Genomic DNA, 22,400 nt, shown 5'->3' with positions numbered 1-22,400 from the left:
TTAATCTTTGGATTCAGGCGGAATTAAGCCCAGTGCGGCGCCAAGATCTCCTTGGCTGAAAAGCTTAAGCTGACTGAGCATTGGCAGGTAGTCCACGACATTCTTGGCTTCGGCAATCTTGCCATCCTCCCAGCGCACCGAGAGGCTAAATTCGATTGTGACGGGAGATTGCGAGGCCCGGTGAATGCCAGTAAACACCGCATGGCCCACGACCACGCCGTCTTGTTCAATCAACTGGGTAATCTCAATATGAGCACCTTCAAAGCTCATTAAAATACCACGATGAAACGGCACAAATCCGGCAGGTCCTGGCTCGGCAAGATTTAAGCCTTCCAAAACAGCGTTTTCGCCCAGCATCTCGTAGATAGCTGACTCGTCTGCCTGGTTCCAGACGCGTTCATGCCAAAGTTGAGTAAGTTCAATGGGGGTCATTATTAACAGAGGAAAACTAACAGCTAGCAACTGCCACAGCACATTACAACTCTTTTGCTTTCACCTTACGAAAACGCCCCTTGTTTCTGGAGGCGATAGCGCGCATCGTGTCGACTTCGTGATCGCGCGCCACCGCAGTCTCGTATTGAATCACGTGAATGCGTGTCTTCTCAGGCATGGCCTCCTGTAGTCCCTTGATGAGATCTAGGATTTCATCTTCGGTAATGGTGTCGAAGTTCCCGCGGTTGATTTCGCCATCGGTCACGATAAAGATCACCTCCGGCTCAAAACTGAAAGCCTGCTTGAGCCCGGTATCCAAACGTGTGCCCCCACCCTCCATCAGCTTGGGGCCACCGCCACGACGCGAGCCAATGCTGACGCTTGGGTCCTCTTCTATTGCGCGGACCCAGGCTGTCGCTTCCTGCTTGTTGGCCACCGTAGCCGGCACCAGAAACTCTTTCCACGCCATCGAACCTCCCTCGTAAACTGCGACATTAAACAGCGTGTTCGCATTGAGCTTGCTGATGAGCTCAACAGACTCATCCTTGATCGTGGTAAAGTCAAAGCGATGGAGCTCGCCCTGGCGCGTGCGCTCAAACATCGAGTTCGAGGTATCGATAAGGATTAGGTAGCGGCGCGCCTGCTCACGAATGCCGAAGTAATTAACCTCCGAGGCGCCGGCATTGAGGCCCGCCAAGGCATTCCCAAGACCAGAGCCTTGCAGCAGGCCCTGCGCATTGGGCATCGGGTTCTCGCTCTCAAAAGGGGCAAATTCGGTCGTTGGCAAAGTCGGCATATCGGGCAGTGGATCCGAGAGCAGGGACTCAGTGGTCAGCTTATCCACCGTCAACGGAGCACTGGCCGCTGATTCAAATTCCGCCAACGCAGCCTGGTGCTCCAACTCGCGCTGCGGCAGGTATATCGTCTTCTTGGCAATAAAAGCCGGGTCTTCGGTCAACTTGGGCGCAATGACGACCACACCGATCGTGAGGGCCACCAGCAGCGCCTGAATGACGATGGCGGCCAAAAATGCGCCAGACTTGCCCCGCTTGCCAAGGCGCTGGGTGCGCAGCTCGTCAAGGCGGCGTTCGCTGGGATCATTCGTCGCGTGGGCTTCTTCCATGGGTTTTGTGGCCGCCATTAAGCAACTACCGGGCCGATCGGCAAGCGAGATAGCGGGAATCTCTATCGACGTTGAAGAATCGTTACAAAAAGGGCTTTCAAGCGCCCTCCTAAAAAAATCAAAAAAATATTCCAAATACGGCTTGACGAATCTGCCCGGAACCCTACTTTCACCATCTTTCCCACTTCAAGGGGTGGTAGTTCAGTTGGTTAGAACGCCGGCCTGTCACGCCGGAGGTCGCGGGTTCGAGTCCCGTCCATCCCGCCATTTTCAAAAAATCCGCAAGTCTCAGATTTGCGGATTTTTTGTGCGCTGAAATTCATACACAAACAGGGCGACCTCTGGAAGAAATCGCCCTGCACAAAATGAATTCGCCAAAGACGATGCCTACTGCCGACGACGCCACAGCGCAAAGCCTAGCCCACATACGCCCATCAAAATGACGTAGGTTGAGGGCTCGGGAACCGCAGTGATCTCCAGGGCATTGATGTAGCCAAAGCTGGTATTTTGCTGAACCTCGAAGGTAATGTTGCCACTGACATCGGGTGTCACACCGGAGAAACCGACCGTGTTACCCTGATTGTTCATCGTCTGCAGTTGCACCACGGTGTTGCCGCTAAGTGTGCCAGCGGTTAGCTCAAATTGTGTAATGCGACTGCTGGTTGATGCACGCGAGCTGAACATCGTCAGGTCGTAGGTGAGGCCGACATCCAAATTACTCAGGGTAACGGTCATCGTCTCGCCGTTGTCAAAATAGATGGAGTCCTGGTTGGCGGTCAGCTCAAAGGGCGTCGTGTAGGGTGTTAGGTTCGTCGCGTCATTAGTCCCGGAGAGCTGGTCGGCGCTAGTGGCGGAAAAGCCATAGTTATCTGCGGAGCTGCCTTCAGAATCCACCAGCGTAAAGGACTGCGAGGATTCGCTCACGCCCGTCACGGTAACATTGTTATAGTTGCCGACGGTCGTGTTGTTGCCCGGGCCAAAATCTACATAAAAGCTTGAAACAGCAGCATTAGAGCTGAGCGCTCCGACTGGCAAGGCGAGCAGAGGAAGAAAGATTCGATGTGTCATGTTTGGGGTTGGAGGGTTTGCGAACGAGTCTATTCGCATGAATATAATTAAGTAAAAATCAGCCAATTGGATAAGCGCGCTAGCAGCTATATCCGAACTGATTCCAACTCAAAACCCATCGGCGCGAACAGGGCAAAATTAAGCAAATAAAAAACCCGCTGCGCATTGCTGGCAGTGCTATCCTTTAAACAACTGGAAGCCGACGCTAGGAACCTTCCTTGACCGCAACTTCCTCCGAGCTCGCCAGTTGCGAGGCGCGCTCGATGGCTTCCGCAATCGAAGCCACGGAACACACATACCAAATGATGTTCCCGCCGATAGCCTCCTCCCAATATTGGATCGTGGGCTTACTCAGGTAGTAGGCCGTAGCGATCATGGTAAAGTCCTCCACGCGGTCAAAGGGCACCGTGTATGTGGCGTAGCACAAATCGATGTCCGCATCGATCTCACGGAACTTGGCCATGTCATAATGCGTGAGGTCGATCAGCCCCAGGGACTCATCTTCAGTAATCACCTCAACTAACAAAGATTCATCAATCGCCTTGATGTCGAAGAGGAGAATGTTGAGCAAGTTCGCGCCTCGCATATTGCCGCTTTGCACCGCCTCAAGCAGCTTCTCATTCGCGGCTTCGAGGTCTTCCGTTTTAATGAGTTCCCGCTCAACCAGGGCGGATCCAAGAAAACGGTTACTGCGTAAGATGAGCGGGCGGCGTTCCTTGTCGGTTAGCATGGCGCGTAATTGTTGTATTTGAGTTGGAAAGAAAGTGAAGGAACCTTCTGCTTGTACCGATATAGCGAACGCTCTGTTACCTCAAGTATCAAGGTGGGTGCTTTCCAGACGACTCTAGTCTTCCGGTTTACGGCTTGACCGTCACCGTCTGGCGGCAAGCTCCCGTAGGATTAGAAAGGAGAAGAGCATGACGAGGTCTCGTGCACAGAAGAAGATTCCATTCTTTACGCTACGGCATTCTAACGATTTTGCAAAGGGAAATCGACGCTGCGTAAAATGAACCATCGTCATGGATTGCACTTGAAGTTGGCTTTGTACCTGCTACAAAATTAAATCCGTCTACCGCCAATCATAATCAATACTGAACCTAAGTATGGCTACCAAAAAGACTGCAAAGAAAGCGCCCGCCAAAAAGGCGGCTACTAAAAAAACCGCTGTCAAGAAGACCGCGACTAAGAAAGCTGCTGCCCCAGCAAAGAAGGCTCCGGTCAAAAAGGCTGTGGCAAAGAAAGCAGTTAAAAAGGTCGTTAAGAAGACCGTCAAAAAGGCGGCCAGCGAAGCGCCCGCCAAGTCTGCTGCCAGCACACCTCCCCTCACCACGATCGTGGCCGATCTTGATGTAGGTTGGGGCAACGTCATTTATCTGCGCGGCGAAGGCGGTCCTCTCGGCTGGACTAAGGGCATCGCCATGGACTGCGCCGATGGCAAGTGGACTTGGTCCACGACCGACGCCGCCGAAGGGCTTGAATTCAAGTTTGTCCTCAACGACAAGACTTGGGCCAAGGGCGAAAATATGACGGTTGCCGCCGGCTCCACCGCGGTGCTCCGCCCGGTATTCTAAGCAGACGAATTTCTGTTTCCTGCGCGTTGCTGCGCGACCGTCCCGATTTCGGATTAGCGGTCGCGAGTAATTGCAGTCATCTTAGACTTTAGCTCTTCAGCGAGCGGCTCCAATGGGCCGCTCGTTTTTATTTCCACCTCACGCGCAATGTATTCCACCCGCGTGAAGGGCCATGGAATATAGAAGCGGTCCCAGCTCTTCAGCTGCTTGGATGGACCATAATTCAAGCTCAGGATCACTACGCGGGAGTTCGCCTTGCGCGCAATCAAAGCAGCGCCGGACTTGAAATCGTAGCATGGTCCACGCGGCCCATCAGGCGTGATGCCGAGGTCGCCCTCGTCGAGCACCTTTACCGACTCACGCACCGCCTGCATGCCACGCCAACTGCTCGAGCCGCGCACGGCCTGAATGCCGATTCGCTCAAAAAACGCCGCCAGCCAAGCGCCGTCTTTACTCGCGCTAATCAGCCCAAAAATCGGTCGGTCCACATGCGGACGGCGGAAGCGTCGATGCACCTCGCCAATGCCAAACAAGCGGTTGTGCCACAGGACAAAGACTGTCGCCGCGGGGTCGGCCATCACAGCACGCGTTTCCTCATCGATCTTAATGCGCAGGCTCGCGCACCACATGCGCGTGATGAACGCCAAAACCTCGACTGCCAGCAAATTCCAGCCAGACAAGCTGCGCACCGTGCGCTTGGGCGCGGGCTCTCGTGCTTCCTCAGCCATCACTTAACGAACCGCCGTGTCCAGCGAGATACGGGTCAGCTTGTGCTTCTTCACCAGGTTCAGCACGTCGATGATGTGCTGGTAGTCGATGTCGGCATCGCCGCGGATGCTCAGCACCGGCGGCTCGGCGCGTGCAGCCAAGCGGTTGAGCATTTCATCGAGCTTGGCCATGCTGACCGGCTCCGTGCCCCAATGAACCTGCCCGTCCTTCTCGATTGAAATCACCTGCACTTCGACGTCTGGGCGAGCGCCTTGATCGCGCTGATCTTCCTTGGGCAGGTTAAGTGGGATGGTCTGCTCCAGCAGTGGCGTCGTGATCATAAAGATGATCAACAGGGCAAACGCGAGGTCGATCAGCGGAGTCACATTGATCTCCGAGACTGCCTCCATGCTCTGCTTGCGACGAAACGTACGGGCCATCTTAGTAGTCTTCCTCCTCCGGTTGAGCCTGGTCGATTTCGGTCTGCATTTCCAGCTCGATGCGGTCCGCCAGCGCGCTGGCGAAGTTCTCCAGCTCGGTCACGAGCAGCTTGGTCTGCGTCAAAAGAAAGTTGTAGCCAAAAACGGACGGAATCGCAACGAGCAGGCCGGCAACGGTCGTCAACAACGCGCCGGACACGCCCGGGGCCAGGTTTTGCAGCGAAGCGGAATCCTGCAAGGCCATCGAGCCAAAGGCGTCCATCACACCCCACACCGTGCCCAGCAGGCCAAGGAACGGCGCGCCCGTGACGATCGAGCCCAACAGCACCATCTTCGACTCATACTTCATCGTCTGCTGCGCCACGCCGCGTTGGAGGGAGTTTTCCACGTGCCCCATGCGGATGCGTACCGCGCCTGCGCCCGAGCCGCCCGCGTAGCGACGGTAGGCGGTCACCGCGCCATGAGCCAGCATGGCATAAGGCCCGAGACCGGCGGCTTGCGCCTTCAGGTTGAGCGCGAGGATGGAATTTACGTCGGCCAGCTTTCGCTCAAAATTCAGGTTCAGCGAACGTAGGCGGGACAGGTCGAGGTATTTCCCAATCATCACCGACCAGGCCAGGATCGAAAAGATCGCCAGCGCCAGGATGATGCATTTGCCCGCAATGTTCGACTGCCCAAAGTAAGTAAAGACGTTCGGGCCGGCGTCGCTTTGCGCCAGCACCAGCGTGATGGATGACCACTCAATCGGCATGGCCACAACGCAAACGCCTTACCCCCGCACTGGCAAAATCAAATTCCGCCAGAGGCCATTTTCTCGAACAATTTGGTGCTAACACGTCTGATTACGTAATCTAATCTTTTATTAGTTGCGTAAAATTCGTGCTTCACCTTCGCGTAATCTGTCTCACAATGCGGCGACATGACACCTCATGACCGTACCCTGGAAGAACTAAGTGAAAAAGCGGGCAGCATTAGCTCGCGTAAGGCCCTGATTGGCTTTGACGGATTTGTGGACAAGATCGTCCACCCCGTTAAACAACGCCACGGTATGGGTGAAGACTTCGACCGCATCGAGACCATCGCCGAGTTCGGCGCCCGCATCTCCGCCGCCGCTGGCCACAGCGCCAACATCGAGATGTTCCAGATGCTCGAAAAACTCGGCGGCAATGGCCCCATCATGGCCAACGCCATGCTCGGTGCCCAAGTCGATGTCCGCTACGTCGGCGCTCTCGGCAACCCCAACATCCACGCGGTCTTCGAAGAATTTGCCGCCAAGACCGACGCCGTTTCCGTGACCAACCCTGGCATCACCACCGCCGCAGAGTTCACTGACGGTAAGCTCATGTTTGGCGACATGGCGTCCCTCGAAGAAGTCGACTACGCACACATCGTTGCCGCAATGGGTGAAGGCGCTTTCCTCGACGCCTGCGCCAAAGCCCATCTCATTGCCCTCGTTAACTGGACCATGCTACCGCGCCTGAGCGAGTTCTTCAATGACATGGTCGACAAGGTCCTGCCCAACATCGGGCCCGGCGACAACCGCCAGTTCTTCTTCGACCTGGCCGACCCCGCCAAACGCTCCGAGGGAGACATCCACAGCGTGCTCAAGACCATTACCCGCTTCCAGCCGTATGGCGCGGTGACGCTCGGCCTCAACTACAGCGAAGGTCGCCAGGTAGCCAAGGTCCTCGGCCTGCCCGAGCCGACCGAAGAGCCTGATGACCTCAAGGCCCTCGCCTCCCGCATCCGCCAAGAGCTCGATATTTCCTGCGTCGTCGTCCACCCGACTCACTCCGCCGCCTGCGCCACGCGCGATGGCTCGTGGTGGGTCAAGGGCCCGTATTGCGACAAGCCAAAGATCACCACTGGCGCTGGCGACCACTTCAACGCCGGCTTCATGTGTGGCCGCTTGATTGGCCTCAGCCCCGAAGCCTGCCTGACGACGGCAGTCTGCTTCTCTGGCCTCTACGTTCGCACGGCCAAGAGCCCCAACCTCAGCGACGTCACCCGCTTCCTCGGCGAGTGGGAATAAGCCCGCGCTCGCGCGGGAGATTAAAGGAAAAAGTTTAAAGGAAAAAGGTCCGGTCAGTTTTGGCCGGGCCTTTTTGTTGGGCCACACGGTGCGTGGGAGGTTTAGGTTTTAGGAGTTAAGTTTTAAGCAACGAACAACGAATGCCGCCCGGATGTGGAGTGCGCCAGCCCTTTGGCGCTTTCGAATGGAATGAGGCAGACGAAAACCTTCTCCGTTTGCGCAAAATGCCAAAAGCGCCAGAGGACTGGCGCACTCCATATCGCAACTTCGCGCACGGTCACTTTTTCCTTTTTCCTTTAATCTTTTTCCTCCCGGCGCCCCGCAGGGGGGCCGGGGGGGGGGTAAAACCTGCTCAACTAATTATCAAAGAACACAGCGCACCCATCCGTTTGCAGAAACGCAAACTGCGGGCGGCCTGGCGCGCAAACGCGCCCATACCTGGGCCAGCAAATAGCTGGACCTCGACACCAATGCCCGGAGCGCAAACTGGCATAATCGGAGGCGGACTTTGCCGGCCGCAGCCGAATTAAAACCTCGGGGCGTCGCGTGCTGGTTGTCTACACCAAGCCAACCTGCGAATGGGCCCCATCCCACGGTTCAAAGCCCGCCTGCGAACGAATGCGCTCGCCGACGGCATTGCCTCAACTAACTGCCCTGCCCGCTATGGCGGACGGCGACTCTGGCGGTGGATCGTTTTCATAATGAAGAAAAGTTAAAGGTGGCGGCGCGCGACGCCGTCATCATGCCAACTATTTTACCACCGTTCCCCTCCACTGCCAATGACTGCACGGGCTACACAGGCTCAGTTGGTTACATTGGCTCGGTGGGGCACTTTTTCGGCATTATGTCGAATTTCCGGCGCCACTTAGAGCTGCTCGCTATTAGCCAGTGGCTCTCACTAATAGTGACTCGTGCTAACTAATAGCGAAACCACCCAATCCCGCTGAGAAAACAAGCGCCCGGGAAAAGTTTTTTGAAAAAACTCGGGACACCTCTTCGCGTGAACCGGCATGATCGCCTCTGCGTCTCCGCGCCTCTGCGGGACAAATCAATGCGCTAGAAATTTCCCGCAGAGGCGCTGAGGCGCAGAGACCACTCTCGAAACGCAACTGGATGCCAAGCATGGCGCGTTGAGACCCGGCAGCACGCAACCAATCAGCGCGGGCCAAGCAAAGCACAGTGTTTGAACAGAAGGCAGCAAAGGCAGCAAAGAAGTTGCCCCGAGGCTTTGCGCTCTTTGCTGCCTTCTGTTCAAAAGAAAAACGTCTTGCTCGATCCTCGTTCAACTAGCCCAGCGGGCGCTACAGGCGCTCGGTGTAGGTGAGCCAGTAGTGGCTGGGAGGCGGGTCGCCGGAGACCTCGAGCTCGGCCTCGGTGAAGGTGTGTTTCATGCCCGAGGGCGAGTAAACAAACAAGCCCGTCACGCGCTCGCCGGGGCGGAGGATTTCCACGTTGTCGTAGCGGACTTCCCAACCATCGTCAGTGCGCTCGGCGATGCGGGCAAAAAAGCGGTTTTTGCGGTCGGGTTGCGGGTCGACCACATGGGACTCGCCGGGCTTGATCAACACGCGCTCCGGGCCCAAGGCAAAGGCCGCCGTCGAGCGCCCCAGGTTGAGAATGCGCAGGCTGCCAACAGGGAAGTCATCCGGGTCGCTGTCAAAAGTTTTCACACCGTAAGCCAAAGATGATTCCGCTGTCGGACGGCGCGGCGCCAGCACGGCCAGGATCGATCCTGACTCGCTGCCCGCCGGCACGTCGGCAATCTGGACGCGCTGCGGGCCCTCGGGTGTTTCCGTGACACGATAGACCGGGATGCGCTCGCCCACGCTGACCTCCAGCGGATCGCTGATCGAGTATGGGTAGCGGTTGATGAGGAGCGTCTTGCCCTTGATTTCCGCTTCGTAATGGCCAGTCGATTCGTCGAGAAACAGGAAACGCACCTCCACCCCGGTCTGAACTGGCTGGGCACGCAGCCAGGCGGACAGAGCCAGCAGGGTGAGGAAGCAAAGGATCGAGCGGGCGAACATGTTTTTAAATTTCATCAGGGGTTAACCAACGGAACGAGACAATTGCATAACGACGACCAAAGGTTTCGTTGTCGCTAGACAAATTAGTGCCGGATTCGTAAGGCAAATTGCCACCGTCGACATAATCGGGCAGGCGCTGGACAATGGCTTCGCACCAGGCGCGGGAATCGACCTCGCCAGTCAGCGCGTTGGTGGAGTCGCCATAGGCGCGGATGCGGAAGGTGTCGGAGCGGGCTGAAAGGCTCGGGCCAATCGCCGAGAGCACATCACCCTGGAGCAAGTAGCCGGGGTAGCCCGCGACGGAAGGCAGGCGGAAATCCGGATCGACCGTAGTGTTTGAGCTAGACGAGACAAGCTCGGTTACGTAGTCGGCATCTGTGCCCGAGCTCAGGGTAAGCTCACTGGTTTGATTGACTACGGCATCAATCGCCGATTGCAGGGCGCCGCTGACGCCAAGATCATTTGGATCATCACCTGACTCAACGAGCTTGCGGTTCACGAAATCCGCCAAGGAAAGAAAGGGCCCGCGCAGTTGAACCTGCAAGACCATCTCATCGGCCAAATCATCGATCTGGCTTTGAGTCAAATTGCGGAAGCCAACCCAGCCATTGGGGTGGTCAGCCGCCTGGGAATTTTCCGCGCTGCCAGTGAGATGGAGGTTGCGCGGGAATGGCGCGGTTAAATTGCTGGAGTTGGTTTCCGAACCGATTTTGGCCTCCCGCAAACCAGAGAACACAGCGCGCCAAGCGTCGCGCGAAGTCGAATTAACATTAAAGGCGCCGGCAACCAGCAAGTTTTGTGCAGCCATGCGGGTGTTTTCCAAGGTGGGCAAGCCACTCGGACCGCGGAAGTTTTCCTCGACGTCACTTGCGACCTCATCCTCGGGACGGAAGGGGTGGAAGCGCGAATTGACGAGGATATCCGTATTGAAGTCGAAATCGCCAGTCGTCGGATAGGTGGAGAAGTAAAAGCGATCCCACAAGATATCGTTCCACAGGTAAGAGCCATCGTAGTGGTAGCCGGAGTACATGTTGTTGATGACCTTCTGGCGGTCGACCCGCGGGTGAGCGTAGGAATTGGCAATCGGGTAATTCATCTGCCAGGACTGCACGGTGGTTGTCTCACTGACCTTGCGACCGTTGACATAGGAGTTCCACCAGCTATTGCGATCAATGTAAGCCGAGGTGTTGAAGTGCTGAAGCTGGCCCAGCGAGGTCAGCGGCACATCGCCCGAGGGGACATCGTAGAGGAAATTCTGCAAGCCGACATCGGGCGTGTTAAACATGGAAGGCGCCGTGCTGTCGTAATTGGCGACACCGGTATTGATCACGCCCCAACGCGCATGATAAAGATCGCCGCTGGGTCGAAGTAAATGCGCCCCGAGATATTTTTCGTTGTTGGGCGAGCCGTCTTTACCACGTAAGTAAGCCCACTCCTTCAGGTGAGTGCTACCGGTGTAGCCATGATGCCCATCGATGATATTCGTGCGGTAGTTCTGCTGATAAAACAGCGCTGAATGCAACAGCCAATCCTTGTTGAAATAGACATCGTAAAGGGCAAAAAATGCGCCGCCGCCCTCCTTGAAGACTTCAGACACCAGCTCCGTCGGCCCCGAAGTCGGGTAAACGACATATGCTGACTTTAAGCGATCACCACTGTAGCTCCAACCGTTGACCCAATGTAAGAGCTTACTATCCACCATTGCTTCCCCGGCATCGATATCTACTCCCAGGTAAAGGCGAGCCCCCAAACGGGGCGCATCCATGTAGAGCGTTACGTGCGTGTCTTCCTCGGGGATAGTGAGGCCCGTATCGTAGACCAAATGAGAGTCTGGCGAATAACCCGCAACCATGACCGGATTGAACTTCAGCTTGGTGGAGCCGGAGGCATTCTTATCCGGAAGCGTTTCCGAGAGCTGATCAAGCATGTAGATTTGCGCTTCTCCCGCACCTATGCCATTCTCGCAATCGATGGTGAAGCGAATGCTCGTTAACCCAGCATCGTCGAGCGTGTACAGCGTAGTGGGGAAATCTGCGCCATTGCCGTCCTGCGGGTCCGCACTGGGGTTTGCCGGGCTGCCAGACTTGAGTTTCAGCGTCGGGCTACTGAATTTCGAGCCGTCCTCAAAAGCAATTTGATACTCCGCTGGCGCCAGCGGCACGGAATACGGATTGGCCAGCACGACCAGCGGCACGACTTCAATTTTGATCGTGCTATTGATCCGCAAACGGAAAAAGAGCTTTGCCTGCGTCACGATCGGGGAAATGCCATGCTCGGTCTTCGTATGCACACGAGGCACAGCCTGACCAATATTGTTAAAGACCCCGACCGGCAGCTGAGATGTCTCCGCACCCATGTGGTAGTAGGACCACAACTGCTCCCAAGTAGGCGTGTAGGTGAACATGCCGGGATCAAGCGCGGGGTTGTACTTCCCGCCGCTGGACGCATTAGTGGGTATTTCGGCATACTTGGTGAAATCCGTGGTTAACACGCGGCTAACGCCGTCATGCGTGTTGGTGACGCTTGCGCCCATGCCGGCGTCCATCGCGGCGCGCATATTTGCCTGTGTAGTCTGGCCGAAGATGTAAGACAAGTCCAGCTTCAGGCCGCCGTCCTTGGCATCGGCCAGCACGCCTTCGGAATGCAGTGTCACATCGTGAAAGCTTTCCTGGAGTATCTCGTTGTAAGCATCGCGGTTGACCACATCGGCGAGCAACAAGCTCATGTCCGAAAGGTCACGTGCTTCGTCGAGTCGCGCTGCATTGGGCGTGTAATAAGTCGCAATGGAGTCCTCACTATCGGAGACAATTGCCTCCGCGACCGTGCGTTGCGCGGCGGAAAGACGGCGCAGTTTTTCCTCAGCCGTCGGGATCGCGACATCATACGGATCGATGAGGTTGATGCGGGCTTTCACGCCTTCATCGCCAACCCACCAGGCATAGTGGCCGTTAACGGCGCCCGCCTCATTATACAATGCAACTTCCGGCACGGTAACTGCGCGCTTCAGCGCCTCGGCGCCTACGCCCTGCCCCGGGCTGACGAGCAAGCGATAATCTGTCCCCACGCCAGCAATTAACTCATATGCATTGGAGCCATCGCTCAGGCCGGTCACAGCGTCCGTCGGCAAGTAGCTGGGGTCCTTAACGTCGCCATTAATTTCATTGCCACTCACCAGCCAAGTCTGGAGTTCGGGTTCGGCACTACTGGCGATTGGATTGTTGGCATCGAAAGGATCGGTCTGTTCCTTCATTTTCCAAACACCAGTCCAGTGGCGGTTACGCTGCGCATTCCAATAAGTGTCAAGCTGGTCGCGCACCTCCTCGCCAGTCGCGTTGCTTGCCACAGTCACGGAGCTTGGAATGACGATATCCGCCTGGCCAGTTACCCGTTGATCCGGCCCTGAATGTCGCTGCAATTGGCCAATGGCAGTATTGAGCGCAAACAGGGCGTTTTGCTGGGCCTTCGTCTGGGAACCTTGAACGGTGCTGGAATGCGTTTCGATCTGGGTCAGCGTGACCAAGGTCGAGATCAAAAGAAAAATCATGGCTAGCATGACCAGGGACAGCACTAAGGCGAAGCCTCGTCTGACCATTGGGGCGTCGGGAGAAACCCGATGAGAAAGGGGTGTTGGTTCCATCGCTGATGTGCTCACTGGCTTGAAGCACGGCTTAGATTCGTCTACTGAAGTGGATCAAGTTCTACATTGGTATAATCGGCACTCGATGCCGAGACTCAACCCAGCGACTACGCAACAGATTGCACCCATTTTGAACTTCATGTTATCTCTGGAGAATCCAGCCTACTCAGTGAGGACTGAATGGTGAGGTGATAAGCAAAGAAAATATCGAGGAAAAGTTTTCGGTTGAAGCCTAACGCTTTATAATCAAAATGCCTTCCTCCCATACACCCAGCTTGATGCCACCGCGCGACGCACTGTCCGACGATTTTTCAAGCTCTTGATAATGACAATCGCTTCCCCCAACCCGCTTCAGCCGCGCCAGAGAAAGATCTGGCGGCACAGCCTGTGGTTCTTCCTGGCGCTCTCGCTCATCTTGCACATCAGCGGTTTTGCGCCAAAGATTATGGACGAGCTGATCCCGGAAAAAGTCGAGCCCAAGCCCACCCCGGAAGAGCTCCTGGCCGAGCAACTCAATCAGGAGCAGGAGGCGCAGCAGGCCCTCGTTCAAGAGACGCGCAACATGCTTCGTCACGAGCTGAAGGAGTCCTTCGAGAGCATTGCCGCCGACATGGAAGCGCTTCAGATGGAGGAACTTTGGGAACAGGTCGAGTTCGACATCGAGGTGGACCTCGCCGAGCTGGAAGACCTCATGGAGCAGCAGGATTACGACATGGAGGCCTTTTCCGAGCAATACGCCCAGATCTCGGCCGACATGTTTCAATCCACCGCCGACAAGCTCAAGGACATGGTCCGCCAGGAGCTGAAACAAGCCACCCTCGAGCAAGTCCGCGAACACACCATCGACAAGCTTGCCGCCAACCTCGACAAGCGCATGGAAAACACCGTCGGCAAAACCGAGGAGCGCCGCATCACCAAGGCCGCGCAAACAGACACCCGCAAACGCGAGCGCGAGCAGGTCCAGCAGGCCAAGCGCAACAAGGAGCCCAAGCCGGAATTTAATGAAGCCGAGAAAGTGGCCCGAGCCGACATCGAAGCCCGCGAAGCGGTGAAATTCGTCGTCGAGCAGGACGTTAAGCAGCAGATTCAGGATGAGTTTGACCAAACACTGGAAGAGCGCCTGGCCCCCGAAAGCGCCGAGCGCATCCTCATGCAGGCCAACCGCTATTTCGAAAAATTCGCCATGAATGAGGACGAGCAACTTCGCGAAGAGCTGCTCAAGGACCTCGCCCAAACCGTCCGGGAACAAGTCCCCGAGCGCATGAAAGACCAGGCCAGCGAGCTCGCCCTGAGCAAGACCGCGGAGACGCTCAAGCTGGACGAAGTCGAGGCCAAGGACCGCGAAATCGACATCCCCGAGGCCGCCGCGCCAACACCCCCGCCCGTCGCCCAGCAAAACGCGCCCCAGCAGCAAACAGCTGACCAGGCAGATGCGAAACAGGCCGCTGCGCCGCCTCCCCCGCCAGCCAGCGCCGCGCAGGATGCCCTCGACAAGACCGAACGAAAGACGGCCGAAGCGGCACCTCCACCGCCGCCCGCCATTAAGCCCGATCCGCTCGTGGCCGAGGTCCGCGATAAGCCGGAAGAAGCCCGCGAAGCGCAGGTCGAGCGCGAAGTCGCCGCCGCCTCCCGCGCCGCCGAGCTGGGCGATATGAGCGAGAAGATGGAAAAGATCGAGGCCAAGCTGGCCATGATGGAGAAGGCGCAGCTCATGGCTGATTTCCACGAAAGCGGTCGCACCGAAAACGATGCCATGACGGATCTCATGGCCATGATGAGCCAGCAGGGCATGGCCCCTGGCGAAGGCAAAATGGGGCCCGGCGCGCCCGGGCTCAACCTGCCCTTTAGCCGACCGCTGCCCGGCCCGCGCGGTCGTGGTTTTAACGCCGAAGTCTTCCAAAAGCTCCTCGAAATGAGCCGCGCGCGCAACGAGCCCAACGCTGCCTACGACGACATCGAGGCCCAGGCCGAGCAGCTGGTTTCCAAGGCGGGCGAGTTCCCCGAACAGCGCGACGCCCTGCTGATCGACCCGACCGCCAAGGCCGACGAGCAGTCAGACGAGCCCGAGGAAACCCGCGTGCTGGAGGAGCCCGATTTCAAGCCGCTCAAGTTTGGCTTCGCCACGATGGTTCGTGAAAAGCCAGTGCTCGATGGCGTCATTGGCGAGGACGAGTGGCCGCTGGAGCGCCCTCAGTTTAACCAGCACACGATGGAGGGCGTGAAGGTGCGCGAGCTGCCGGAATCCGAGTCCATCCCGATGTGGATTCAGTGGGACCCGAGCGGCATCTACCTGGCGGCCAAGGTGCCCAACAAGGTGCGCCAAACGCCGCCTGGCAGCGGACGCCTCTGGCAGGGCGACAGCATCGAGGTGTGGGTCGACACCTCCACTGCGCGCGGCCCGCTGATGAAGTATTACGAGGCGATCCAGATGTTCTTCGCGCCCTACGGCACCGTCGAGAACCCGAATCTCATAGCCGAGTATGGTCATGGCCACGAGATGCGCAACATGCCGAACACGCGCGGCTTCTACTACCGCGGCGGCGATGCCGAAGGCATGCAAATGGCCATGCAGGAGGTTCCCGGCGGCTACACCGTAGAGCTGTTCATGCCCGCCAACGGCAAGGTGATCAAAGGCCCGCGCCTCAAGGCCGGCAAGTATCTCGGCTTTCAAACGTCGTTCAATTACATCAACACCACGGACTCGATTTCGTGGGTCATGCGCGGACACCACACCTGGGAGCGCCCCGACACCTGGGGCGATTTGCTGTTGCTCGGCTCAGACGCCGAGGTCGGTTTTTACGAAGACGAGGCCGCCGAAAAAGAGCTCGCGATCCTCTCCCCCGGCGAGCCGGTTTGGATCAAAGTGCAGGACCCGGACATGAACCTCGACGCCCGCTTTAAGGACCAGGTCGTGGTCAACGCGATTGGCAGCGGCAGCTACGAGCAGTTGGTCGTCCTCGGCGAAACCGAGCCCAACAGCGGCGTGTTCATTGGCGGCGTCAACACCAACAGCGCCTACGCGGGCCTCGTCGAAAACAGCGTGCCCATCGAGCCTGGCAAGGAGCTGATGATCATCTACATCGACCAACGCCGCGACTACGGCGAGTCCAATAAAACCATCGAACACAAGCTCCCCGCCGCCTGGCCCACGCTCAAATTCGGGCAGGCAAATTAATGCGATGCAAATTCATCCAGAGAAAGGTAGGGGCGGTTGCCCTCAACCGTCCGCATACATGGCGGATTGCCCAATCTATGCGACGGACGAATGAGGGCAATCGCCCCTACCCCAACCCACTTTAAAAACTACCAACCATGTCTATATTCATCGATAAAATCATCGAAGCCGGCGGCAGCATGATCCCGCTGGCGATCTGCTCCATCGTGAGCATTGCCGTGATCATCGAGCGCTTCGTCCACCTGCGCAAAAAGAACGTCATCAACGACGAGATCGTCGATGCAGCCTGTAAGAAGATCCGCGCAGAAGACCTCGACGGCGCGCGCGAGCTCGGCAAGGCGTCCGATGTGGTCTTTGGGCAAGTGCTTTACAAGGGCATCGAGGTGCACCAGATCGAGGGCACCGAGCTGGAGGAAGCCTTGCTCGAAACCTCAGCCCGCGAAATGCCGCGGCTGGAGAAATTCCTCAACGTGCTCTCGCTGATTGGCAGTATTGCGCCGCTGCTCGGTTTGTTTGGGACGGTTTACGGGATGATCCTCAGCTTCGACGAAATCGCTAAAGAAAGCGTCGACAAGGAGCTGATGGCGCAGGGCATTTCCGTGGCGCTCATCACGACGGGCGCCGGTCTGGTGATCGCAATCCCCGCCATCATCGCCAACAACTATTTCCGCGCGCGGGTCGACTACTTCTACACGATTGTCGAAGAAGGCATCCTGCAAATCATGCGCGCCTACCACCTGGCGGGCAAAGAAACCGCCGAGGAAACCCCAGCAGCCGAGAGCACCGATGGCCAAGATTAGACGCCGCCAGCGACGCGAAGTCCAGGGTGCCGATCTCACTCCGATGATCGACGTGGTCTTCCTGCTGCTCGTCTTCTTCATGGTGGCGACCAACTTTGTGGAGGAGACCCAGCAGTTCCCCGTCGAGCTGCCCAAGGCCAGCGAAGCTGAAGTCGCCAAACTCGAGGACGTGCTGTCGATCTCGGTGTTTGAGTTCGACGAGGCCACACCTGCCGACGAGCGCGTGCTCTTCCGCATTGGTAATGACCCGATCGACCACGCTGATCTCTTTAAGCGAATTAAAGCCGAAAAAGAATCCCGCGACCTGAGCGCCGTAGTCGTTAAAGCCGACAAAGATGCGCGCTACCAGGACATCATCACCGTGATCAGCTGCCTCCACGGCAACAACATCGAGAACTTCTCCCTGGCCGTGATGAGCAACTAGCCAGCACCCTGCTGGACCGCTAGGGAGTGTTTTTAACCCCAGAAAACACCCTAGTGCCGCAAGTCCTTCAACCCAAAGGACTTGCGGCGATTTGGGCTATCACGCTAAACATATGCACAAGAAAACTCATACCATATATAAGCGTGTTTTCTACCAATAAATGAAGTTTAGGGTTAAAATTAAGGACTTTAATAACCGGTCAAATACACAGCTTTGCCTAGCGCGCAATCCGGCGGCGCACGGCCAAGGCAAGGACACCGAGGCCCGCGAACAAGGCGTAGTCCGATGGCTCAGGGACAGCGTAAGCGTAGCCAACCGCTCGAAGGTCGAAACCACCAGTGCCCGAGGTTGGCCAATTGTCGAGAATGGAGTTGCCCTCGCTATCGAGGTAATCCCCGCTGCCGGGGATGTCCACAATGCGCACGTATTGGATGTTGGTCAGATCAAGCAAGCCTGCAATGGTCAGCGGGTCATCGCTGAGCTCCGACAAGTCAAACGACGTACCCAGACCGCCTACATGTTTACCCGCCAGGTTGTAAACATTGGTCATGTCGAAGGCCTGAAAGCCCGCACCACCGCCCAAGGCTTCGGTATTGGTTGATATGCTGTCGAAGCGCGCAAAGTTAACGCCGTCGCTCGACACCTCCACGTAGGCCAACTCGGCAAACAAGCCTCCCAGGTAGGAGAATCCGTTTTCATAGATGACGAAATCCCAGCCATCGCCATCGCTGAAGCCATCAAACTGAAGCGTGATGTAGCCTGGAGATTCGCCATTGGCAATCTGCTCTGCGGTTAAGTCGCCCAACGAAACCAGGCTCGTGTTGTATTCGCCGAGCGCGTTGGTCGGATCTCCACTGCCGGAGGCAGTTATGTAGTAGTCCGCAACGCTTTCCGCCCAACCGGAGATTTTCTCGTCCGTGTAGGAAACGCCCGCATCAATCGGGTGCGAGGTGTCCGTGGACGACGCATACGCGCCGGCAAACAGACGGGTGGCTTGGGCAAATCCCAAGGTCGTGAGGAACAAATAGGTTCTTTTTGACATTTCGCTGCCAACAAGAAGCCGCCAATAACTCAAGTCAACCCACTAATGGCAGAATGCTGCCATTTATTGCCAATACTTAAGCAAGCCATTAACTACCAGCCCTGACGCTGTTCGTGGAGGTAACAACGCAGATCGCTAGCCGGAAAACACCTGTATAGTTGCAGCGAGCGCTGACTGGAGCCCTTCCCTAACGCCGACCACTATGCAACAAATTAGCCACTTAGAGAGACTTCTCGATCGCCGCGAATTACCAATGCATGGGTGCCAGGCTCAACCACTTTAATGCTAGACTTACCTTACGCGTTTGGTGTAGCGTGGCAAATTCTCAACCATCATCCCCTATGTCAAATAGCTCGAAGATCCCACCTTTGGCCACTGCCTGCGGCCTGATTCTCGGACTCTTGGCCGCCGTGCCACAGACCCACGCCCAAGAGCTCTACAACGTCGCCGAGGCTAAGCTCGGTGCCACTGCCAAGGGCACCAACGCCAAATTCAACAAGGACTGGCCCGCCCAGAAAACCCTGACCGACGGCCGCCAGCCGGGCGCGATCTTTGATCCGCTCGACAAGGGCACGATCGACATCCGCCTCGTCATTCCCTGCGAGATCGATGCCATCGAGATACAGGGTCTGGCCCGAGGCAACATCGGCTTGCCCAAGGGCGTGGATGTTTACATCGACGGCGAAAAGGTCGGCTCAGGTGAAATTTCCAATAAGCACGGCGACTTCGTCCGCATTCCGGCCAAGGGCTTCGGGCAGGACATCAAGCTCCAGATGACCAGCAAGTGGCCGCAGTTTAAGGACAAAAACGGCAAGCTCGGCCCGAAATGGGGTGGCATCGGCAAGATCCGCGTGCTGTCCCCCACCAATCTCGAAGCCGAAATGGTCGCGCCCAAGGCCTACCAGGTCGCCAATATCGACAACGCAATTGAGAACACCTTACCGCCCAAGGGGACGGTCGACGTCTTCGTGGAAGTCCGCAACACTGAGGGCCACCCGAATACATTCTGGGACCAGCAGGACATCGATTACTACAAGGAAATGCTCAAGACCAGCGACGAACTTCAGCAGCAACTCGCCGGTCTCAAGCAGTCCATCGACCAGCGCATGACGGAGCCCCACGGCATTCCCGAGCCCCGCAAGGACAAGAATGGCAACTGGGAGCACCTCCCCGAAAAAGAAGTGGGCAAAGTCCACAACCAGCTCGGCCTCGACATCGCCAATGCGGCCACCGTTTACGTCCTAACCGACGAGCAAAAATACGGCGACTACACCAAGGAGCTCCTCCTCGAATACGCCAAGCGCTTCCCGAACTACGGCGAAGGCAACCGCCCCGGCTTCAACCACGACTCCGGCATTGTCTTTGACCAACGTCTCTCCGACGCCACGTGGTTGATACAGGTCGCCCGCGGCTATGACCTCATTTACAACCTGCCATCGATGACGTCGGCCGAGCGCGAGCTCATCGAAAACGACCTGCTCCGCCGCTCCGCGAAGTTCATCGCCAAGAACAGCTCAGTGCTGCGCGCCCCCACGAATTGGTCAGCCATCTGCACGCTGGGCGTGCTGATCACCGGCTACGCTATCGACGACGAAGAGCTGATTTCACTCGGCCTCTATGGCCCCGCTGGCAAGGACAACAAGGGCAAGCCGCAGGGCATGATGCTCCACTTCAGCGAATACACCATCTCGCCCGACGGGCTCTGGAGCGAAGGCGCTATGGGCTACCAAGGCATGGCCATGCAAGCCATTGTCATGTATGCCGAGATCATGCGCCACCACGGCATGGACATGTATTCCTACCGCGACGCCGCCGTGAAAGGCCTCTTCGACTCGCCGCTCGAAGCCGCTTATCCGGACCTCACCGCGCCAGCCACCAATGACTCCGGTCGCGCCAATGTCGTTGGGCGCGAATCCTATTTGTGGGAGTATGGCTACCGCCGCTACCAGGACCCGAAGTATCTGACGATCCTCAACCAAAGCGGCCGCCACCTCGACGCGCAGTTCCAGCAGTTCCCGGTTTCCATCAACTACCTGCCACTGGAAGGCGAAGCCGAGGCCATCGAGTTTAAGAGCGTCAACATGTTCGACGTCGGCCACGGCATCCTCCGCAACACCACCGAAAACGGCACCATCAGCGTGCTCCTCGACTACGGCCCAAACCGCTCACACGGCCACCCGGACAAGATGAACCTCGACGTCTACGCGTTCGACAACTGGCTCATCCCCGACCCGGGCATCGTCTGGTATGAAAATCCGCTCTACAAGGACTGGTATAAAACGACCCTGGCGCACAACACCCTCGTGGTCGACGAGCTCAGCCAAATGCTCAGCGACGGCAACCAGCTCGTTTACGGCTTCGGCGACACGATCGGCATCCAGCGCGCCAATGCCGACAAGGCCTACAGCGGCGTTACCATGGACCGCGCAATCTTCGTCACGCCAAACTACATTGCGGACATCTTTGGTGCGTTCTCCAAGCTGACCCGCAAGATGGACCTCGCCTGGCACATTCGCGGCGACTACTCCAGCGACCTCGCGACCAGCGCCTATGAGTTCCCCAAGCCCGTCAACGACGGCTACAAGATGCTCGAAAACGTCCGCGCCGCCGACACCGACGAAGCTTACACGATGGACTTCGCCGTCGAGGGCAAGCGCGCGCGCTTCCTCGCCGCCGGTGGTGAACTCACCCAAGTCATCCTGGGCGACGGCATCCTCGGGCGCGAAAAGCCAACCACCATTCTCCAGCGCCGCGAGATCGACAACACCATCTACGGCAACGCCGTGGAGTTCGATTACGACAACAGCGATTACATCAAGAGCGTCGAAGTTGCGGGCAGCCTTGAGTCTGGCTATGGACTGTTGACCATTAACACGGTCGACGGCGTGGACTACGGTTTCGCCAGCTACCAACCCGGCATGCACGACACGGGCAAGCTCAAGACCGACGCCCTCCAAGCTTACACCAACGCCAATGGCACACTGTTCCTCGGCGGCGGCACTTACCTCGAATGCAACGGCGCCATCGTCAAGCGCGACACTGCCGGCCTGGCCCTCCTTGAGCATGCCGACAACGGCGCGTATGTTGTCAGTAACCCCTCGCCGACCGAAGGTAAGATCACGCTGGAGTATGACGCGCTCAACGGCCTCAAGGCTTACACGCTCGCCTCCAATGGCGACCGCGCCGGCGACGCCAAGGTCGAGAAAATCAGCGGTGGCATCCAAATTACCCTCGCCGCCAACGAGCGGGTGGAGTTTGCCAAAGCCGGTGCACCAAGCCTCTTTGCCTACCGTCAGGAAATGCTCAACAAGGTCCGCGCTGAGCAGGAAGCCGCGATGGCCAAGGCCTTCAACGAAGCCGCCGAACGCACGGCCCAGCGCGTTGCCGCCGCTGAAAAGAGCCCAGCGCCTGCGGGCACGAAAATCGTGGTCCAAGCCGAAGACATGGCCAACGAAGGCGGCGGCAAGGTCGGGATCAGCAGCAACAAGCGCGCGATCGTCGGCCAGGCGTTCTCCGGTTGGAATAACGACGGCCATTGGCTCGAATACGAAGTCGATGCCCCCGCTGAGGGCTATTACAACCTAAGCCTCGTTTACTGCTCGCAGTTTGAGGGCGGCGAGCGCCTCGTGCAGATCAACGGCGAGGATCAGGAGCCATTCGTGGTAGCGACACTCCCCGCCACCGGCGGCTGGGCCAACGGCTCGGATGACTGGCGTCTGTTCACGGTCCAAAACCCGACCAATGAAAAGCCGCTGCTCTACCATTTCAAGAAAGGCAAGAACACCATCCGCCTGACCAACCTAAACGGCAAGGGCGTGAACATGGACTACATCATGATCACCAGCCCCGACGTGCAGCCCGAGCGCCTGCCTCCAAGCAGCGCCAGCTCGCAAGGCTAGAGCACAGGATTATCTTTCAAGC

Annotated in this window: 16 protein-coding genes, 1 tRNA gene and 1 other RNA gene; 7 read left to right on the top strand and 11 right to left on the bottom strand. The window is 57.4% G+C overall.

Annotated features, from left to right (window positions below; genetic code table 11):
• Nucleotides 1-432, bottom strand: coding sequence for an ester cyclase (locus RBB62_RS02890; protein WP_309396830.1), 432 nt, complete (start codon nucleotides 430-432; stop codon nucleotides 1-3).
• A gap of 43 nt (nucleotides 433-475) precedes the next feature.
• Complete coding sequence (locus tag RBB62_RS02885; RefSeq protein WP_309396827.1) at nucleotides 476-1,555, bottom strand: vWA domain-containing protein; 1,080 nt, start codon at nucleotides 1,553-1,555, stop codon at nucleotides 476-478.
• A 190-nt stretch (nucleotides 1,556-1,745) separates the two neighbouring features.
• Here RBB62_RS02885 and RBB62_RS02880 point away from each other — a divergent pair.
• A tRNA-Asp gene (locus RBB62_RS02880) sits at nucleotides 1,746-1,822 on the top strand.
• A gap of 120 nt (nucleotides 1,823-1,942) precedes the next feature.
• Here the strand turns inward: RBB62_RS02880 and RBB62_RS02875 are convergent.
• The 3 genes from RBB62_RS02875 to ssrS form a co-directional block, all read right to left on the bottom strand.
• Nucleotides 1,943-2,623 carry a PEP-CTERM sorting domain-containing protein gene (locus RBB62_RS02875; RefSeq protein WP_309396825.1) on the bottom strand — a complete coding sequence of 227 codons (681 nt, stop codon included), beginning with the start codon at nucleotides 2,621-2,623 and terminating at the stop codon, nucleotides 1,943-1,945.
• 205 nt (nucleotides 2,624-2,828) lie between these two features.
• Nucleotides 2,829-3,353 carry a hypothetical protein gene (locus tag RBB62_RS02870; RefSeq protein ID WP_309396822.1) on the bottom strand — a complete coding sequence of 175 codons (525 nt, stop codon included), beginning with the start codon at nucleotides 3,351-3,353 and terminating at the stop codon, nucleotides 2,829-2,831.
• Between the two features lie 40 nt (nucleotides 3,354-3,393).
• A non-coding RNA gene (gene ssrS / locus RBB62_RS02865) (6S RNA) lies at nucleotides 3,394-3,570 on the bottom strand.
• 156 nt (nucleotides 3,571-3,726) lie between these two features.
• On the opposite strand from ssrS, the gene RBB62_RS02860 reads away from it, so the two are divergent.
• Nucleotides 3,727-4,194, top strand: coding sequence for a hypothetical protein (locus RBB62_RS02860; protein ID WP_309396819.1), 468 nt, complete (start codon nucleotides 3,727-3,729; stop codon nucleotides 4,192-4,194).
• A 53-nt stretch (nucleotides 4,195-4,247) separates the two neighbouring features.
• Here the strand turns inward: RBB62_RS02860 and RBB62_RS02855 are convergent, their stop codons facing one another.
• Genes RBB62_RS02855 through RBB62_RS02845 form a run of 3 tightly spaced genes read right to left on the bottom strand, consistent with a single transcriptional unit; the run spans nucleotide 4,248 to nucleotide 6,093 of the window.
• The gene (locus RBB62_RS02855; RefSeq protein WP_309396817.1) at nucleotides 4,248-4,922 is read right to left on the bottom strand and encodes a DUF374 domain-containing protein; all 675 of its coding nucleotides are present in this window, start codon (nucleotides 4,920-4,922) and stop codon (nucleotides 4,248-4,250) included.
• Nucleotides 4,923-4,925: 3 nt separating this feature from the next.
• On the bottom strand, nucleotides 4,926-5,342 hold the full coding sequence (locus RBB62_RS02850) for an ExbD/TolR family protein (protein WP_309396815.1): 417 nt from the start codon (nucleotides 5,340-5,342) through the stop codon (nucleotides 4,926-4,928).
• Between the two features lies 1 nt (nucleotide 5,343).
• Nucleotides 5,344-6,093 (bottom strand): MotA/TolQ/ExbB proton channel family protein, encoded by a 750-nt coding sequence (locus RBB62_RS02845; protein ID WP_309396916.1) that lies wholly within the window; start codon nucleotides 6,091-6,093, stop codon nucleotides 5,344-5,346.
• Between the two features lie 168 nt (nucleotides 6,094-6,261).
• On the opposite strand from RBB62_RS02845, the gene RBB62_RS02840 reads away from it, so the two are divergent.
• On the top strand, nucleotides 6,262-7,374 hold the full coding sequence (locus RBB62_RS02840; protein WP_309396813.1) for a PfkB family carbohydrate kinase: 1,113 nt from the start codon (nucleotides 6,262-6,264) through the stop codon (nucleotides 7,372-7,374).
• 1,301 nt (nucleotides 7,375-8,675) lie between these two features.
• Here the strand turns inward: RBB62_RS02840 and RBB62_RS02835 are convergent.
• Nucleotides 8,676-9,416 carry a hypothetical protein gene (locus tag RBB62_RS02835; protein ID WP_309396810.1) on the bottom strand — a complete coding sequence of 247 codons (741 nt, stop codon included), beginning with the start codon at nucleotides 9,414-9,416 and terminating at the stop codon, nucleotides 8,676-8,678.
• Nucleotides 9,406-12,945 (bottom strand): hypothetical protein, encoded by a 3,540-nt coding sequence (locus tag RBB62_RS02830; protein ID WP_309396808.1) that lies wholly within the window; start codon nucleotides 12,943-12,945, stop codon nucleotides 9,406-9,408. The genes RBB62_RS02835 and RBB62_RS02830 overlap by 11 nt, the downstream gene beginning before the upstream one ends.
• A 418-nt stretch (nucleotides 12,946-13,363) precedes the next feature.
• On the opposite strand from RBB62_RS02830, the gene RBB62_RS02825 reads away from it, so the two are divergent.
• From RBB62_RS02825 to RBB62_RS02815, 3 genes are all read left to right on the top strand, one after another.
• Nucleotides 13,364-16,213, top strand: coding sequence for a sugar-binding protein (locus RBB62_RS02825; protein WP_309396805.1), 2,850 nt, complete (start codon nucleotides 13,364-13,366; stop codon nucleotides 16,211-16,213).
• Nucleotides 16,214-16,350: 137 nt separating this feature from the next.
• Complete coding sequence (locus tag RBB62_RS02820) at nucleotides 16,351-17,013, top strand: MotA/TolQ/ExbB proton channel family protein (protein ID WP_309396803.1); 663 nt, start codon at nucleotides 16,351-16,353, stop codon at nucleotides 17,011-17,013.
• A complete protein-coding gene (locus RBB62_RS02815; protein WP_309396801.1) occupies nucleotides 17,000-17,437 on the top strand; it encodes an ExbD/TolR family protein in 438 nt (145 codons plus the stop codon). Before RBB62_RS02820 ends, RBB62_RS02815 begins: the two co-directional genes overlap by 14 nt.
• 217 nt (nucleotides 17,438-17,654) lie before the next feature.
• Here the strand turns inward: RBB62_RS02815 and RBB62_RS02810 are convergent, their stop codons facing one another.
• Nucleotides 17,655-18,479: a PEP-CTERM sorting domain-containing protein gene (locus tag RBB62_RS02810; protein ID WP_309396799.1), complete on the bottom strand. Its 825-nt coding sequence runs from the start codon at nucleotides 18,477-18,479 to the stop codon at nucleotides 17,655-17,657.
• A 341-nt stretch (nucleotides 18,480-18,820) separates the two neighbouring features.
• On the opposite strand from RBB62_RS02810, the gene RBB62_RS02805 reads away from it, so the two are divergent.
• On the top strand, nucleotides 18,821-22,378 hold the full coding sequence (locus RBB62_RS02805) for a heparinase II/III domain-containing protein (protein WP_309396798.1): 3,558 nt from the start codon (nucleotides 18,821-18,823) through the stop codon (nucleotides 22,376-22,378).
• Nucleotides 22,379-22,400: the final 22 nt, after the last annotated feature.

It is taken from the genome of Cerasicoccus maritimus (assembly GCA_031296935.1).
Classification (GTDB): Bacteria; Verrucomicrobiota; Verrucomicrobiia; order Opitutales; family Cerasicoccaceae; genus Cerasicoccus; species Cerasicoccus maritimus.
This window is presented reverse-complemented; position numbering and strand designations above follow the sequence as displayed.

Bases quoted from the DNA above. Each gene is read 5' to 3' on its own strand.
- RBB62_RS02890 (WP_309396830.1), bottom strand. From the start codon at position 432: ATGACCCCCATTGAACTTACTCAACTTTGGCATGAACGCGTCTGGAAC.
- RBB62_RS02885 (WP_309396827.1), bottom strand. From the start codon at position 1,555: ATGGAAGAAGCCCACGCGACGAATGATCCCAGCGAACGCCGCCTTGAC.
- RBB62_RS02875 (WP_309396825.1), bottom strand. From the start codon at position 2,623: ATGACACATCGAATCTTTCTTCCTCTGCTCGCCTTGCCAGTCGGAGCG.
- RBB62_RS02870 (WP_309396822.1), bottom strand. From the start codon at position 3,353: ATGCTAACCGACAAGGAACGCCGCCCGCTCATCTTACGCAGTAACCGT.
- RBB62_RS02860 (WP_309396819.1), top strand. From the start codon at position 3,727: ATGGCTACCAAAAAGACTGCAAAGAAAGCGCCCGCCAAAAAGGCGGCT.
- RBB62_RS02855 (WP_309396817.1), bottom strand. From the start codon at position 4,922: ATGGCTGAGGAAGCACGAGAGCCCGCGCCCAAGCGCACGGTGCGCAGC.
- RBB62_RS02850 (WP_309396815.1), bottom strand. From the start codon at position 5,342: ATGGCCCGTACGTTTCGTCGCAAGCAGAGCATGGAGGCAGTCTCGGAG.
- RBB62_RS02845 (WP_309396916.1), bottom strand. From the start codon at position 6,093: ATGCCGATTGAGTGGTCATCCATCACGCTGGTGCTGGCGCAAAGCGAC.
- RBB62_RS02840 (WP_309396813.1), top strand. From the start codon at position 6,262: ATGACACCTCATGACCGTACCCTGGAAGAACTAAGTGAAAAAGCGGGC.
- RBB62_RS02835 (WP_309396810.1), bottom strand. From the start codon at position 9,416: ATGAAATTTAAAAACATGTTCGCCCGCTCGATCCTTTGCTTCCTCACC.
- RBB62_RS02830 (WP_309396808.1), bottom strand. From the start codon at position 12,945: ATGATTTTTCTTTTGATCTCGACCTTGGTCACGCTGACCCAGATCGAA.
- RBB62_RS02825 (WP_309396805.1), top strand. From the start codon at position 13,364: ATGACAATCGCTTCCCCCAACCCGCTTCAGCCGCGCCAGAGAAAGATC.
- RBB62_RS02820 (WP_309396803.1), top strand. From the start codon at position 16,351: ATGTCTATATTCATCGATAAAATCATCGAAGCCGGCGGCAGCATGATC.
- RBB62_RS02815 (WP_309396801.1), top strand. From the start codon at position 17,000: ATGGCCAAGATTAGACGCCGCCAGCGACGCGAAGTCCAGGGTGCCGAT.
- RBB62_RS02810 (WP_309396799.1), bottom strand. From the start codon at position 18,479: ATGTCAAAAAGAACCTATTTGTTCCTCACGACCTTGGGATTTGCCCAA.
- RBB62_RS02805 (WP_309396798.1), top strand. From the start codon at position 18,821: ATGTCAAATAGCTCGAAGATCCCACCTTTGGCCACTGCCTGCGGCCTG.